Source organism: Microtetraspora sp. NBRC 13810, from assembly GCF_030268685.1.
Classification (GTDB): domain Bacteria; phylum Actinomycetota; class Actinomycetes; order Streptosporangiales; family Streptosporangiaceae; genus BSRQ01.
The window spans coordinates 33840-49174 of record NZ_BSRQ01000007.1 but is presented as its reverse complement, the minus strand read 5'-3'; the positions used below and the strand labels follow the sequence as shown (position 1 = coordinate 49174).

At 72.5% G+C, this 15335-nt stretch carries 15 protein-coding genes; 11 read left to right on the top strand and 4 right to left on the bottom strand.

What is annotated here, in order from left to right:
• Positions 1–93 precede the first annotated feature (93 nt).
• On the bottom strand, positions 94–1194 hold the full coding sequence (sfnG, locus tag QSK26_RS15790) for a dimethylsulfone monooxygenase SfnG (RefSeq protein WP_285775885.1): 1101 nt from the start codon (positions 1192–1194) through the stop codon (positions 94–96).
• 393 nt (positions 1195–1587) lie between these two features.
• Between sfnG and QSK26_RS15785 the strand changes: the two genes are divergently transcribed.
• Positions 1588–3246 carry an ATP-binding cassette domain-containing protein gene (locus QSK26_RS15785; protein WP_285775884.1) on the top strand — a complete coding sequence of 553 codons (1659 nt, stop codon included), beginning with the start codon at positions 1588–1590 and terminating at the stop codon, positions 3244–3246.
• Here QSK26_RS15785 and QSK26_RS15780 read toward each other — a convergent pair.
• Positions 3235–3711, bottom strand: coding sequence for a VOC family protein (locus tag QSK26_RS15780; RefSeq protein WP_285775883.1), 477 nt, complete (start codon positions 3709–3711; stop codon positions 3235–3237). The genes QSK26_RS15785 and QSK26_RS15780 overlap by 12 nt on opposite strands.
• 146 nt (positions 3712–3857) lie before the next feature.
• Here QSK26_RS15780 and QSK26_RS15775 point away from each other — a divergent pair, with 146 nt between their 5' ends.
• Complete coding sequence (locus tag QSK26_RS15775) at positions 3858–5849, top strand: hypothetical protein (RefSeq protein WP_285775882.1); 1992 nt, start codon at positions 3858–3860, stop codon at positions 5847–5849.
• Positions 5850–5978: 129 nt separating this feature from the next.
• Positions 5979–6428: a hypothetical protein gene (locus tag QSK26_RS15770; protein ID WP_285775881.1), complete on the top strand. Its 450-nt coding sequence runs from the start codon at positions 5979–5981 to the stop codon at positions 6426–6428.
• Between the two features lie 185 nt (positions 6429–6613).
• Here the strand turns inward: QSK26_RS15770 and QSK26_RS15765 are convergent, their stop codons facing one another.
• Both QSK26_RS15765 and QSK26_RS15760 read right to left on the bottom strand, forming a co-directional pair.
• Positions 6614–7672, bottom strand: a complete 1059-nt coding sequence (locus tag QSK26_RS15765) for a hypothetical protein (RefSeq protein ID WP_285775880.1) — start codon at positions 7670–7672, stop codon at positions 6614–6616.
• A complete protein-coding gene (locus tag QSK26_RS15760) occupies positions 7672–7989 on the bottom strand; it encodes a hypothetical protein (RefSeq protein WP_285775879.1) in 318 nt (105 codons plus the stop codon). The genes QSK26_RS15765 and QSK26_RS15760 overlap by 1 nt, the downstream gene beginning before the upstream one ends.
• A 308-nt stretch (positions 7990–8297) precedes the next feature.
• Here QSK26_RS15760 and QSK26_RS15755 point away from each other — a divergent pair, with 308 nt between their 5' ends.
• The 8 genes from QSK26_RS15755 to QSK26_RS15720 all read left to right on the top strand — a co-directional run bounded on the left by QSK26_RS15755 (position 8298) and on the right by QSK26_RS15720 (position 15289).
• Positions 8298–9197 (top strand): LLM class flavin-dependent oxidoreductase, encoded by a 900-nt coding sequence (locus QSK26_RS15755; RefSeq protein ID WP_285775878.1) that lies wholly within the window; start codon positions 8298–8300, stop codon positions 9195–9197.
• On the top strand, positions 9197–9799 hold the full coding sequence (locus QSK26_RS15750; RefSeq protein ID WP_285775877.1) for a hypothetical protein: 603 nt from the start codon (positions 9197–9199) through the stop codon (positions 9797–9799). Before QSK26_RS15755 ends, QSK26_RS15750 begins: the two co-directional genes overlap by 1 nt.
• Positions 9789–10628, top strand: coding sequence for a hypothetical protein (locus QSK26_RS15745; RefSeq protein WP_285775876.1), 840 nt, complete (start codon positions 9789–9791; stop codon positions 10626–10628). Before QSK26_RS15750 ends, QSK26_RS15745 begins: the two co-directional genes overlap by 11 nt.
• Positions 10625–11521 (top strand): ATP-grasp domain-containing protein, encoded by an 897-nt coding sequence (locus QSK26_RS15740; RefSeq protein ID WP_285775875.1) that lies wholly within the window; start codon positions 10625–10627, stop codon positions 11519–11521. Before QSK26_RS15745 ends, QSK26_RS15740 begins: the two co-directional genes overlap by 4 nt.
• Positions 11518–12228: a hypothetical protein gene (locus QSK26_RS15735; protein ID WP_285775874.1), complete on the top strand. Its 711-nt coding sequence runs from the start codon at positions 11518–11520 to the stop codon at positions 12226–12228. The genes QSK26_RS15740 and QSK26_RS15735 overlap by 4 nt, the downstream gene beginning before the upstream one ends.
• A 2-nt stretch (positions 12229–12230) precedes the next feature.
• Positions 12231–13034, top strand: a complete 804-nt coding sequence (locus QSK26_RS15730) for a phytanoyl-CoA dioxygenase family protein (RefSeq protein WP_285775873.1) — start codon at positions 12231–12233, stop codon at positions 13032–13034.
• 88 nt (positions 13035–13122) lie between these two features.
• Entirely contained in the window at positions 13123–13911 is a 789-nt protein-coding gene (locus QSK26_RS15725) for a DUF4232 domain-containing protein (RefSeq protein WP_285775872.1), read from the top strand.
• 262 nt (positions 13912–14173) lie between these two features.
• Positions 14174–15289: a PP2C family protein-serine/threonine phosphatase gene (locus tag QSK26_RS15720; protein WP_285775871.1), complete on the top strand. Its 1116-nt coding sequence runs from the start codon at positions 14174–14176 to the stop codon at positions 15287–15289.
• Positions 15290–15335 lie beyond the last annotated feature (46 nt).

Here is a 15335-nt window from a genome sequence, read left to right as displayed (position 1 = left end):
GTTTTTCCTCCTGTCGAAAACCTCGCGCCCGGTGCTCGCGCCCGGTGTGGGTCCGGTGCTCGCGCCCGGTAGGGTCCGGTACGGGTCCGGCGGTCAGTGGGCGGCCGTGAGCAGGCCGGCCTCCAGCTCGCGGACGATGGGCAGCACGCGGGTGCCGAAGTACTCCACGTCCTCCAGGTAGTGCAGGAATCCGAGCAGCATCAGGTCCACGCCGTGCCTGCGGTACTCGACGATGCGCCGGGCGACCTGCTCGGGGGTGCCGACGAGGCCGGTGCGGAACCCGTCGTTGTACTGAACGAGGTCGGAGAAGTCGGAGTCCTGCCACATGCCCTTGCGGTCGGCGGCGGACTGCCCGGCCTGCCTGACTGCGGCGCCGAAGCCTTCGACGGCCTCCCGGTCCGCCTTGTCGATGATCTCCCGTAGCACGTCGTGCGCCTCGGCCTCGGTGTCGCGGGCGACGACGAAGCCGTTCAGGCCGAACCGGACCCTGCGCCGGTGCGCCGCGGCGACGGCGGACACCTCGGCGACCTGCTCGCGGACGCCGTCGAAGGAGTTGCCGTTCATGAAGTACCAGTCCGACACCCGTCCGGCCATCTGCCGCGCGGCGGTGGAGTTCCCGCCCTGGAAGATCTCCGGGTGCGGGCTCTGGACCGGCTTCGGCTTGAGTGTGAAGTCGCGGATCCGGTAGAAGTCGCCCGCGAGTTCGGCGCCGTCGGTGGTCCAGATCTCCTTGAGCGCCCGGATGAACTCCTCCGAGCGCCGGTAACGCTCGTCGTGTTCCAGCCACGGTTCGCCGAGGGCGGTGAACTCTCCCTTGAACCAGCCGCTGACCACGTTCACCGCGAACCGGCCGGCCGACAGGTGGTCGGCGGTCGCGCCGAGCTTGGCCAGCACGCCCGGATGCCACAGGCCGGGGTGGACGGCCGCGATGACCTTCAGCCTCTCCGTGGCGAGCAGCAGCGCGAGGCTGAAGCTGGTCGACTCGTGCTGTTTGTCGGCGCCGTAGCTCGCCATGTAGCGCACCTGGCTCAGCGCGTAGTCGAACCCGTTGTGCTCCGCGAGGACGGCCAGCCTGCGGTTGTAGTCGTAGCTCCAGTCGGTTCGCTGCTCGATGGTGCTGACGACGAGCCCGCCGCTGACGTTGGGCACCCAGTAGGCGAATTTCAGGGCGTCGGGTGGCCGATGTTCGGACATGGCGTCACTCCAGGGGTTCGGTCAGGTCTCGACCCGGCGCGCGGCCCGCACGGTGCGCGCACGTCATCAGGCAAACACGCTCCCTCACAGTTGTCAATATTCCCTACTGGTTTTTAGGGGAAATGCCGGGCGTCGACGCGCGCGGTTGGGGTACAGTCTCAACGTCCTGTCGTCTCCGATAGAGGTGGACGTTGTACGTCTGAGGTCCGCGACCACCACGCGGTACGGCATCCGCCGTACGCCCGTCACGCCGTAGCCGGCCTTCCGCCGCCCGTGACCCCGCGTGGATGCGACCTCAGTGCGTCACCCCTCGAAGGGCCGCACCTTCTCTCGCCGCGTGGTGCTCGCATACGAAGCCCGTTATCCGCCACGTATGCGACTGCGAGAATCACCATGACCAACCCCAGCACCCCCGGCGCCTCCCTGACCTGCTCCGGCGTGTCCTTCCACTGGCCGGACGGCACGGTCGTCTTCGACGGGCTCTCCCTCAGCGTCGGCCGGGGCCGTAGCGGCCTCGTCGGCGCCAACGGCACCGGCAAATCCACCCTCCTGCGGCTGCTGGCCGGACGGCTGCGGCCCTCCGGGGGATCGGTGACCGTCGGCGGCAGCCTCGCCTACCTGCCGCAGAACATCACCCTGGACACGGAACTGCGCGTCGACCAGGCCCTCGGCATCGCCGGACGGCGCGCCGCGCTGAGCGCCATCGAGGCCGGGGACGTGCGCGAGGAGCACTTCGAGACGGTCGGCGACGACTGGGACGTCGAAGAGCGGGCCCTCGCCACCCTGGGCTCGCTCGGGCTCGGCGGCGTCGGGCTGGACCGGACCGTGGGACAGCTGTCCGGCGGCGAGACCGTCCTGCTGCGCCTGGCCGCGCTGCTGCTGGAGCGTCCCGACGTCCTGCTGCTCGACGAGCCGACCAACAACCTCGACCTGTTCGCGCGCCGCCGGCTCTACGAAGCCGTCGACGCGTGGCGTTCCGGTGTGCTGGTCGTGGTCAGCCACGACCGCGACCTGCTGGAACGGGTGGACCGCATCGCCGAGCTGCGGTCGGGAACCGTCAGTTGGTACGGCGGCGGCTGGTCCGCCTACGAGGAGGCCGTCGCCACCCAGCAGGAAGCGGCCGAGCGCATGCTGCGGGCCGCCGACGCGGACGTGCGCCGCCAGCGGCGCGAACTGGAGGAGACCCAGATCAAGCTGGCCCGCCGCGAACGGCAGGGCAGGAAGCTGGAGGCCCAGGGAGGAATCCCGAAGATCCTCGCCGGTGCGCGCAAGCGGGCCGCGCAGGAGTCGGCGGGCAAACTCCGCGGACTCCAGGAGGACCGGCTCCACGAGGCGCGCGAGCGGCGCGAGGAGGCCGCGGACGCGATCCGCGACGACGCCGAGATCCGGATCAGCCTGCCGCACACCGCCGTGCCCGCGGGCCGCACCGTCCTCACCCTGCGCGAGCTGCGCCCCCGGTACGGCAGGCTGCGCGAGGGCGACCTGACCGTGCACGGCCCCGAACGCATCGCGCTGGTCGGGCGCAACGGGGCAGGAAAGACCACGCTGCTGCGGACCCTCACCGGAGAGCTCGCGCCGCTGTCCGGTGAGGCGCGGACGTTCGTGCCGCTGCGGTTCCTGCCGCAGCGGCTGGACGTGCTGGACGACGAGCTGAGCGTCGCCGAGAACGTCGCCAGGACGGCCCCCGGGGTCACCGACAACCACATCCGGGCCCAGCTCGCGCGGTTCCTGTTCCGGGGGGCGCGCGCCGCGCAGCCGGCGGGCACCCTGTCGGGCGGGGAACGCTTCCGGGCCGCCCTCGCCGCGACGATGCTCGCCGCACCGGCTCCGCAACTGCTGATGCTGGACGAGCCGACCAACAACCTCGACCTGGCCGGCGTCCGGCAACTGATCGGCGCGCTCGACTCCTACCGGGGCGCGCTCCTGATCGCCGGTCACGACCTGCCGTTCCTCGAATCGGCCGGCATCACCCGCTGGCTGCTCCTCGGGGAGGAGCTCAGGGAGACCACCGCGGACGAGGTCCGCGACCTGCTGGAGGCGTCAGGAGGATGAGGACGACTCGGTTCCGAAGCCGTCGATCGACCGGCGCTCCTCCAGGCTGAGGGTCTCCTGGAACACGGTGATGTGCAGCCCGGCGGGCGCGTCGAGCCGCGCGTTCAGGGACTGCCACGGCGTCAGGGTGGGCGGCGCGACCTCCTCGGCGCCGGCGGAGACCAGCCGGTCCGTGGTGGCCCTGGCGTCGTCCACCTCGAACGCGATCCGGATCTTCGGCGCGACCTGCCGGCCCACCTCCACCTCGTCGATGAACTCCTTCTGCGCCGGGTTCGCGATCTCCAGGGTGGCACGGCCCGCGTCCAGGATCACCACCCGGGCGTCCCCGTCGTTGGAGAACGCCGCCTGTTCGGGGAGCCCGAGCACGTCGCGGTAGAACGAGAGCGCCGCCTCGTAGTCCTCGGCCTCGACGACCAGGCGGAGCTGGCGGACGGGCGACGGGCTGCTGCCCTGGGTGGCGGTCATGGGAAGACTCCTGTCCTCGTGGCTCGAACTGTCGTCGAGGACAACCGCAGAAGGGGCCCGGTCGTTCCCGGGCGCGCCGCGGAGACGGCGGCCGGGCGCGGGAGGCGTGCCACCGGCGGCGACCGGCCTCGGATAGCCTTCCCGGCATGTTCGAAGGTCTCGATCATGTGCCGTGGGCCGGGCTCGGCTACGCCCATTCCGGCAAGGCCGACATGCCGTCCCTGTTCCGCGCCCTGCTGGTGGAGGAGGAGGCGTTCGACGCGGCCGACGAGTTGCTGAACGAGCTCTACCACCAGGGCGGGTTCGTGTGCTCGGCCGCGGTGGCCGCGATGCCGTACCTGCTGGAGGCCGCGGAGTCGCCCCTGGCCGGCTGCCGGTGCGAGGTCCTGGAGATCGTCGGCAGGCTGGCGCTGACGGCTCGCGAGGTCGGTCCGCGCGGGGTCGCCCACGGCTGGACGGAGGCGTGGACGGCGGCCGTGCCCCGGCTGCTGGCGCTGCTGGACGACGACGACCCCCGGGTGCGCCGCGCGGCGGCCCTGACGCTGGCGGAGGCGGTCGCCCAGGCAGACGAGGTCGTCGGCGCGCTGCGCGGCGGGTGGGCGGCACAGGACCGGGTCACCCGGCTGGACCTGGTGCTCGTGGCGGGCTCGCTGGCCGGCTCCCTGACCGCCGCGGTGCTCCCGGAGACCCTCGCCTGGCTGCGCGACCTCACCCGCGATCCGGACGAGCAGGTGCGGCTCGCGGCCACCCTGGCCCTGGCGGAGGCCCTGCCCGGCCGTCCCGTCGCGCTCGAACCGGTCGTCACGGCCCTTTCCGGGGACGTGACGGCCTGGTCCGGCAGCGAACACGCCTCGGGCACCCCGAGGGGGACGGTCTGGTGGGCGATCGACCGGCTGGGCGACGACGTGGACGCCAGGGAGGAGGTCTGCCTCACGCTGCTCGCGCATCCGGTCCCGGGCCATCGTCAGGGCGCCGTACGCGCCGCCGCCGACCTGCTCTCCGTCTCACGGCGCCCCCGCCGCCTCCTCCCCGCCCTGCGCGAGGCCACCGCCGACCCCGACCCGGAGACCCGCGTCTACGCCCTCCACCTCCTCGCCGCCCACACCCTCCACGGCGAGCCCGCGGGGATCCCGGCCGACGGGCGGGACGCCGATCTGTTCGCCGGGCGGCTGGACGACCGGGCCGAGGTGCGGGCGGCGCCGGTGGCCGCCGACGTGGCCGTGTGGGGGCTCGCGTGGTCCGGGGACGGGCGGGCTCTGCCGGGGCTCGCCGGATGGATAGGCGGGGAGCGGGCAGGCACGCCCCTGGTGTCGGCGCACGGCGGCAAGCACACGTATCCGACCTGGCTCCCGTCGCTTGCCGGCATCCTCGCGCCGTGCTCGGCGTGGGCCGGGGAACTGCTCCCTGTGATCCTGCCGCGCCTGCACCCCGGCGTGCGGCCGGACCTGGGCGGCGCGCTGCTGCGCACCCTCGAAGCCTGGGGGCCCGCCGCGGCTCCGGCGGCCTCCCGGGTCGCCGGACTGCTCGGCGGGGAGTTGCGGCATCAGGCGGCCGAGACGCTGGGGGCGATCGGCCCGGCCGCGGCGTCCGCCGGACCGGCGTTGCGTGACCTGCTGGAGGACCCGGGAGCGGGTCTCGCCCCATGGGCCCGGCGCAGGGCGGCCGTCGCGGTCCCGTGGGCCTGGTGGCGGGTGACCGGCGATCCCGAACCCGCGCTGCGGGCCTTCGGCCCCCGCCTCGGCGAGGAGCACGCGGTCAGCCGCCGCCTGGCGGATCTCGGCGCGCACGCGTCCCGGCATGTGCCGGTCCTCCGGCTGCTGGCGGGCGCGCTCGACCCGTGGACGGCCGTGGAGGCGGCGCACGCCCTCGTCCGGATCACCGGCGACGCCGCGGAAGGGACGCACGTCCTGATACGTCCGGTGCGGGATCTGCTGGACGGCACGGCGAGGCCCGTCGTGCGCACCTGCGTCCGCCACCTGGCCGGGATCGAGGACCTCCTGCCCGGACACCTCGTCACGATGGAGGAGGTGCTCGAGGACGACCGCCGCCACAGCTGGGACGGCGGCTGGGCCGCCATCCACGACGACCTGGAGATCAGAGCCACCCTCCGGGCGACCGTGGGCAGATCCCGTCCATAGCCCGCACGCTCTGGACAGGATGTGCGACCGGCGGCGGTTCCACTGACAGAGGATGTCAGTGGAACATCCCTATGGTTCTGGAATGTCCCGGTGCGCGACTCGTGCCGGCACCCACCACAGGAGACGCTCATGAACGACTTCGACTTTCTCGCCGGCACCTGGGACGTCGCCAACCGCTGGCGCACCGACTTCCTCGACGAGACCAGCGCCTGCAAGGAGTTCCCCGGGGTCAGCCGGGCCACCCGGCACTTCGGCGGCGGAGCGAGCTTCGACGAGATCGACTTCCCCACGAAGGGCTTCTCCGGGCTCACCCTGCGGCTGTTCGACGTCGAGCGCGAGGAGTGGTCGCTGTACTGGTCCAGCACCCGCACCGGCCTGCTGTACCCGCCGGTCGTCGGCCGCTTCCACGACGGCAGGGGCGAGTTCCACGGGGACGACACGCACGACGGCAAGGACATCCGGGCCCGCTTCGTCTGGTCCGACATCACGGCCGGCTCCGTCCGCTGGGAGCAGGCGTTCTCCGTGGACGGCGGCACCACCTGGGTGAGCAACTGGATCATGGAGTTCACCCGCCGCTAGGCGGGCCGCCGGACTCCTGCGCGGCCCTCGGGGTACGGCCGGGGGCGGGCGTTGGTGGCCGGCCCGCCGCGCAAGGTACCGGACCGGTCTCCCGCCGTGGGCGCCCGCGACCCACCACGCCGGCCATCGCCTGGAACGCGGTCTGAACTGGGGCGAGACCGCACCGGCGAACCGGGCTGGAGGGGCTAGCGATAGGGGTTGACGCTACCCTCCGGCGCGGTGGGCAACCGCCCGAACCTCCGCGCGTCGCCGGGATGGCTGATCATGGCCCAGGTTCCGTCCGGGAACTCGTAGTAGGTCGGATTCCCGTTCAGTCTTCGCCGGGCGTCGATCAGCCGCTCGTCGAGTTCGGTCTGTTTCGTACCGGGACTGTCGAGTCCGCTCCGGAAGTCGTCGATGTAGCCAGATCTCAGGCGATTCTCGGTCGCGGTCTTCTGCGCGTACCGGGCGAGCTGGTCGGCGCGGTAGAGGTCGCCGTCCACGTCCCTCAGTGGCCGCAGCTCGTCGAGGGCCCTCGCATGTCTCTCCATGTGGGCCCTCTGCGTGTCGGTCAGCAGCGGGTGGTCGCGCAGGCCGAACCTGCGGTAGAAATCGTCGAACCCGGTTTCCCGCGCCGCGTTGTCGGCGACCTTTCCGTAAACCCGGATGTCGCCTTCGACGGAGGCGAGGAGTCTCTCCCTCACGGGCAGGGCCTTTCTGCCCGCGTCGGCCAGGCGCACGGCCTCGCCGAAGTCCCGGGTCACGGCGGCCCTGGCGGGACTGTCCGCGGCGAGCTTGTCGGAGAGGCTCTGGAAGAGCTTCCCGAAACTCCGGGAGCCGGCGTCGAGGTAGCCCTTGATGCGGGCCAGCATGCCGCGGATGCGGAGCAGGTACGGGCGACCGGCGGGCGTCAGGAGGAACGCCTGCCCGGCGAGCGCCCCGATGCCGAGCGCCTCCCAGTTGCTCTTGACCCAGTTGTAGAAGTCCTTGAACGCGCCCACGACGGCACCGGCGATCGAAGTCACCGAGGCCATCGCGCCCGCCTGCTCGACGGGCTCGGCGGCGGTGTACGCGCGGGCGGCGTCGGCGGCCGGCCCGCGTTCGGCGTCGCCGTGCAGCAGGCGCCCGCCGTCCTGGATGAGCCGTTTGTAGTATCCGGCGCTGCCGTCCAGCGTGGTGACGTGCCGGTCCAGGGAGGGGGAGAGCCCCGGCATCGGCCTGGCGCCGACCAGCGCCAGGCCGGAGGCGGAAGACTGGTCGTCCATCAGCCCTCCGTCCCCGCCGGGACGCGGCCGACGGCGTACGTGACGGCCTGCTCGGCCTGCTCGTTGCCGCGGGCCATCAGCACCTGGCCGGCGCCGCTGAAGCCGAGCTGCCGCCCGACGTCCTCGGACCGTTCCAACAGCCGGGTCAGCAGCTCGGCGTAGGGGCGGCCGGCGTCCTCGTGGGGGATCGGCAGGTCGCCGCTCATCTGGTCGCGGATCGCGGAGGTGTGGGTCACGTGCTCGTCCGCCAGGCTCTGGTAGGCGCGCCCGGCGTTCTCGCGCCCCGCGCTGTCATGCCACAGTTCGACATCCGGCATGGTGTCGGCTCCCTGTCCGGCGCGGTGTTCCGAGGTGATCGGCCAGGACCTCTCGAACTACGCGTACCGCCCCTGGATCGTTCATACGGGTTAAATGATCATTTAACCGGAAGATAGCGAGCTATCGTTTGACTCGCAACCGCATCCCAGGGTTTCGGCCGGGCCGAAGATTTCCCGGACGCATCACCCGCATTGTCCCGTCACCTGAGCATGGCGATCATGCTTGCGTCTTGTTACCGTGTGATGGCTAAACGTGTGGTAGATCGGTTTCGGGTTGCTCGTGGCTGCGAGGTAACTTGAAGATCGGTGTGACGCTTCCGCTCGCGGAATATCCGCGCAGGCAACCCGGCTACGACGAGATCAGGGCCTTGGCGCTGCAGGCCGAGGCGGCGGGCTTCGATTCGCTCTGGGTCTTCGACCATCTGCTGTTCCGGGAGCCCGGGCAGCCGTCCGAGGGCATCTGGGAGTCCTGGACGACGCTCTCCGCGCTGGCCGAGGCCACCTCGCGGGCGGAGCTGGGGACGCTGGTCCTGTGCACGGCGTTCCGCAATCCCGCGGTGCTGGCGAAGATGGCGGTGACACTCGACGCCGTCAGCAACGGACGGCTGATCCTCGGCCTCGGCGCGGGCTGGCACCGGCCGGAGTTCGACGCCTTCGGCATCCCCTTCGACCGGCGGGTCTCGCGTTTCGAGGAGGCCCTGCGGGTGATCTCCACCCTGTTGCGCGAGGGCACGCTCGACTTCGAGGGCGAGCACCACACCGTCCGCGGCGGCGAACTGCGGCCCCGCGGCGTGCGCGCCGGCGGCCCGCCCATCCTGGTGGGCGGCTTCCGGCGCAGGATGCTCCGGCTCGCCGCAGAGCACGCCGACCTGTGGAACGGCTGCTGGTACGGCGAGCCGTCCAGCCTGGGCGACACCCTGGACCGGGTCGCGCGGGCGTGCGCCGAGGCCGGCCGCGACCCCGCCTCACTGGGCGTCACCCTCGGCGTCAACGTCGTCCCCGGCGCTCCCGGCACGCGGCCTCCCGGCCCCGCGCTGTCCGGATCCCCGGCGGAGATCGCGAAAGGCTTCGCCGGCTACCTGGCGCTCGGCGTCGGCCACCTCGTCTGCAATCTCAACCCGCACCACGCGCAGGCCCAGCGGGACCTGGCCGAGGCGCTGAGCCTCTACCGCGCCGAGTACGAACCGATCAGGGAGAGAGGCGTCTGATGGCATGGAGGATCGACGAGTCCCGGGTGATGCCCTTCCTCACGGCGGGCGAGCGGCGGGACGTGACCCGGGCCCTGTGGCGGCTCCCTCTCGGCGCCCGGCGGCTTGAGGAGCCCGCGGTCGCGCCGTCGGACGAGAAGCCGTCCGCGGACGGCAAGTTCAAGGACTTCAAAGACAGCAAGGACAGCAAGGACAGCAAAGATTACAAGGACAGCAAGGACAGTAAGGACAATAAAGACAGTAAGGACAACAAAGACCTCAAGGATTACAAAGACTACAAGGACTCAAAAGACTATAAGGACTCCAAAGACCTGAAGGATTACAAGGACAGCAAGGATAGTAAGGACAGCAAGGACTGGAAAGACGGCAAGGACAGCTCCGACTGGCCCGCCGTACCGCTGCGCGCCATCCCCGGCGCCGACCGCCCGGCCACGCCGGAGCCGATGTGGCCCACACCGGAGTCCACGCGGCCCACGCCGGAGTCCATGCGGCTCGCGCCGGAGTCCATGGGGCTCGCGCCGGAAGAGGCCGGCGACATCCTGAACGTCCTGCGCGCCTCCCGGGCGAGCCGGTTCCTGCGGGAGCGCGGCCTTGTCATCTGAACCGGGCGTCTCCGCCCCCGGCCCGGTCGCCGAGGCGGGCGCCGCCGACCTGCTCATCGTCGCCGACCCCGCCGACGAGGTCGCGGCGGAGGTGGCCGGGTACGTCGGGGAGCACGGGCGGACCGCGCTGGTCGTGGACGTCTTCGACGCGGCCCAGCTCTTCACCGTCTCGGTGCGCGACGGCGTCGCCGAGGTCGAACCGGACCGGCCGCTCCTCCTCCGGCTGCCCTCGCCGCCCAGCCCGCGGATCAGCTTCGACGCGGAGTTCCAGTACAACGAGTGCCTGGCCCAGCTGTGGGCCGCCGCCGCCCTGATGACCTCACCGGTGGTCAACCGCCCGTCGGCCTACCCGGCGGGCGGGCGCACGTCGCCGTCGGCCGCGCTCACCGAACTGCGCGCGGACGAGGAGCAGGGCGGGGTGGAGGTCTTCACTTCGAAGTATCCCGTGCCGGGCACGCCCGAGGGCGAGCGGCTCTGGGTGGAGGACCTCGGCACGCTGCGCACCTCGCCGTGGCCGGAACGTCCCGCCGGGGCCGGCCCGTACCGGGCGCGCTGGTCCGACGCCGACCCCGCCTTCGAGATGGTCGTCGTGCTGAGCGGGCGGGCCTGGCGGTGCACCACCGCCGACCTCGGCCATCTCGGCCTCGAAGAACGCAGCGTGGCCGTCGCGGCGGCGCTGGACCTGGACCTCGCGGCGATCGTGTGGCGGGTGACCGAGGACGCCGGCCGGGCCCGGCTGGTGAACGTCGAACCGTTTCCCGGCCTGGAGCAGCTCCGCATGGTCTGGCTCGGCTTCGGTCCCCGGCTGCTGGAGGTACTGTTCCCATGATCTACGCGCTCGGGCTCGCCTCCGACGGCACCATCGCGCACTTCACCGCCGAGGCGGCCAGGCGATCCGTCCCGGTCACCCTGATCGACCTGCACGACGTGCTGTCCGGCGGCGACTGGCGGCTGGCCGTGCCCGACGACGGCCAGAGCTGGCTCGCGACCGCCGGCCAGCGCTACGACCTCGACGCCGATGCCGCCTACTACTGCCGCCTCATCGACCTGTCGTCGCTGGAGCCCGACCCCGGGCACGCCCTGCGCTGGCAGAGCCTCGTCGTCGCCCTGTCCGCGTGGCTGGACCACGTGCCCGGCACCGTGGTGAACCGGCCCGGCGCCGGATCCGACAACGGCTCCAAGCCGCTGCACGAGATGAACCTGCACAGCCTCGGCTTCGACGTGCCCGAGAGCGTGACCAGCTCCGACCGGGACCGGCTGCGCGCCTTCGCCGCGGCGGGCCCCACCATCGTCAAGGCGCTGTCCGGCGTCCGGGCCGACAGCAGGCTCGTCGGCCCGGCGGACTTCGACGACTTCGTCCCCGCGCAGGGCCCGGTGCACCTCCAGCGCTACGTGCGGGGCAGCGACATCCGGGCGCACGTCTGCGGGCCGGACGTGTACGCCGAGGAGATCGTCTCCGCGGCGGTGGACTACCGCACCGCCCCGGCCGGCCAGGCCCGGTACGAGCCGTGCGACCTGCCCGCGGAGCTCGCCGACCGGCTGGTGGACCGCACCCGCCGGCTCGGCCTGGCCTTCGCCGGCTGGGACCTGAAGGTGGACGCCGACCGGCGGCACTGGTGCCTGGAGGTCAACCCGATGCCGGGATACGACTGGTACGACCGCAGGCTGGACGGCGCGGTGAGCGCCGCGCTGCTCGGCCTGCTCACCGGGGAGGCGGCGTGATCGAGCAACTGCCCGTGCTGGACGCCGAAGGCATCGCCGAGATCCGCGACCAGGTGTACGGCCTGCGCGAGCACTGGATCCCCCGCGGCCCCGAGCCCGCCTCCTTCTTCACCCTGGGCACCCCCAGCTACCTCGACGTGGCCGAGCATCCGGAGACCGACCTGTACCGGGACCGCGGGATCGCCGCCAGGGAACTGCTGCGGGAACGGTTCGCCGGGCTGTACGCGCTCGTCGGCGGCACGCTGGAGAAACACCTGGGGGCGCCGGTCGAGTACCCGGGGCATCTCGCGCTGCCGGGCTTCCACATCTGGCTCGACGCCGCGATCTTCGTCAAACCCAGGGCGCCGGTGCACTTCGACCTCCAGTACCAGGCGTTCGACTGGCCGCCCGGCACCGACACCGACCGGCTGCTGTCCTTCACCCTTCCGCTGCGCCTCCCCGCCGCGGGCGGCGGCCTCAACCTGTGGAACGCCACCTACGAGGACTTCCAGCGGGCCATGTCGCGCGGCTGGATCGAGGGCGCGGCCGACCTGCAACGCTTCCACCCCCTGCACTACGTGCCGTACACGCCGGGGCACCTGTTCCTGCACTCCGGGCACATCCTGCACCAGGTCGCCCCGAGCAGCCGGGTCGAGCCCGGCGACGAACGTCTCACCCTGCAGGGTCACGGCGTCTGGTGCGACGACCGCTGGCTCCTGTACTGGTGAGCGTGCTCGGCGCCGATGAGGTGGAAAGCTTCATCGGGCGCGGATACTGCGTGCTGGAAGGCGCCTTCGACGCCGCCGCCGCGCGGGCCGCCCGCGAGGCCGTGTGGCGGCGGATGGCGGAGAAGGCGGGCATCCGGCGCGACGACCCGGCCACCTGGCCGCCGGCGTACGACATCGAGGAGCGGCTGGCGGTGCCCGAGGTGACCGGCTGCTTCACCGACCGGCTCGTCGCGGCGATCACCGAGCTGGTCGGGCCGGGACGCTGGCGGGGCGAGCGGACGTGGGGCTTCTGGCCGGTGAACTTCTCCTTCGGCGCGGACCGGCCGCACGGGGCGGTGCCCGCCGAGGGGTGGCACGTCGACGGCAACTGGTTCCGGCACACGGTCGACTCGCCCCGGCAGGGCCTGCTGCTCATCGGCCTGTTCTCCGACGTCGCACCCAACGGGGGCGGGACGACGGTCGCCGAGGGCTCCCACCGGCGTACCGCCCGGGTGCTCGCCCGCCACCCGGAGGGCATGACGCATCTGGAACTGTTCGACGCGGTGCTGTCCGAGCCGATCGGGAACTTCACCGAGCTGACCGGTTCCGCCGGGGACGTCGTGCTGGCCCATCCCTTCCTGTTCCACACCCGGGGGTTCAAGCACACGGGCCCGCCCCGGTTCATCAGCAACACCGAGGCGGGCCTGCTGGAACCGCTGCGCCTGGACCGGACGGACGGTTCGGCGTCGGTGCTGGAACGCTCGATCCGGGCGGCGCTCGACGGCCCGCCCCCGTCCTTCCGGCATCCGATGCGCTGCCGCTTCTGAACGCGCCGCCCACCCGCCCGGGCGGAGGACCCCCGGCAGGCCCTACAGTCAGTCGTCGACATCGCCTCGACCGGAAGGTGGCGGAGACATGGCGGACCGACGGGTCACCCCCGCCCGAGAAGGGCGCGCCGCCGCGCAGGGCGGACGCGTGCCACTCCGCCACGGCGCCGCCCGCCCGGCGGCCCCCGCGCGAGGCGGCCTGGCGCTGCTCGCGTACGGCGCCGCCCTCCTCACGCTGCTGACGGCCTGCTCCGGCGCCCCCGCGACCACGTCGCCCCCGGCCACCGCTCCCGCATCGGATCCCGCTGCCACATCGGATCCCGCCTCCGCGCCGGATCCCGCTTCCGACGGGAGCATCGCGGGCGGTGCGCAGGAGGGCGGGTCCACCCGGTCCAGCGGCTACACGGGCTCCAAGGGGTCCGGCGCGCGGCCGGCCCCGACCGCCACGGTGACCCCGGCCGGCCGCCGCTGCCACACCCCCGAGCTGGCGTTGTCGATCGGCCCGAACGATCCGGGAGCAGGCCAGCGGAACTACCCGATCGTCCTGACCAACACCTCCAGCCGTACCTGCACCGTCTACGGCTACCCGGGCACCGGCTTCGTCGACGCCGCGGGCCGGTCGCTGACCCCCGATCCGGAACGCGTACCCGGCCGGCCGCGTACCGTGACCCTCGAACCGGGCGACACCGCCTGGGCGGGCCTGAGCTTCACCAACCCGGACATCTCCGAAGCCCGAGCCGTCACCCCCGAGACGCTCCTCGTCACGCCCCCCGACGAGACCACCCAGCTCACGACCCCCTGGACGGGCGGCCAGGTCCCCGCCGTCCGCTCCTCCCGCATCCGCCTCACCCCCTTCCAGCCCGGCGAAGGCCCCTGAGGCTCCGCCCGCAGCACGGTCCGCCGTTCCCGGACCACCCGGATCGGGCCGGGAGAGGAGGTGCCGTGGCCGCCCGGCCGCGGCACGCGCGGCATCGCAACCGGGCGGGGTACGTGGCGCCCGAGGCGGGCGCGGCCGTGTCCCCCTCGAACCGGCCGCCGGATCCGATGATCCCCGCGTGGCTCCGGGGGCTTCTGCGAGTCGGAGCAGGTGAGCGCGGTTACACTCGGACACCTCTGCCGACCGACCCGCTAGGCGACTGATGTCCGCACTGGAAACCATGCGCAGTGTCTGGTCCCCCGGCGACCAGGCGTTCTCTTCGGCGACGGGCGAGGGGCAGGCTCCTCGATCCGGCATGATCACCCTGCGTTCGCCCGGGGTGGCCCGGCACCGGCTCAGGCTCACCCTGCTCGTGCTGGCCGCCATCGCCATCGGGCCGCTCAACCTCACGCTGGGCGGGTTCTGGGCGCCGCCGATCCTGCTCGCCCCGGTGCTGCTCGCCGGCGGTCTCTATCTGCGGCCCGCCGCGCTGAGCGTCGTCATCACCGCCTCGGCGGTCTCCGCGTTGTGCTCCCTGGCCGAGTCGGTGCACCCGGTTCAGCTTCTCGTCGCGGCGATCGTCGCTTTCCTGGCCGTCAGGCTGTCCCAGACGCGCAGCGGCGTCGGCATACACGGCCTGCGCGGCACGCACGCCCTGATCGAGCTGCGGGCCCGGCTGCGGAAGCTGTCCCAGTTGCCTTCGCTGCCGCGCGGCTGGCATCGCATCGCGGCCAGCCGCCCGGCCGGCGGGGCGTCCTTCGGCGGTGACTTCGTGGCCTCGGTGCTCGACGGGACCAGGCTGAAGGTCGCCCTGGTCGACGTGTCAGGCAAGGGGGACGAGGCCGCGTCGGAGGCGCTCATGCTGGCCGGCACGATCGGCGGGCTGCTCGGCGAGCTGCCCACCGGCGAGTTCCTGGCCACGTGCAACAGCGTCCTGGTGCGCGACGGGGACGAGCGGCTTGTCACGGCCGTCCTGCTGGACCTGGACCTGGACACCGGCAACTACGTCATCACCAGCGCCGGTCATCCGCCGCCCGCGGTGTACCGGGCCGGGAGCATGTCCTGGGTGCCGATCGAGACCAGCGGCATCGCGCTGGGCGTCACCAGGGACGCGCAGTGGACCAGCGCGCAGGGCGCCCTGGGCAAGGGCGACGCGCTGATGCTGGTGACCGACGGCCTGCTCGGGCGCTCCGACCCCGACCTCGGCATGGACCGCCTGCTGGGCACGGCGGCCGAGATGCTGCTGAAGCAGGGCACCTTCGAGGAGGCCCCGGCCATGGTGAAGAAGCTGGCGCACACCGACGACGACAGCGCCCTGGTCCTGATCTGGCGGACCTGACCGGCGCCGGGGGATACAAGCGGAAAGCGGGCTGAAAGCCTGATTC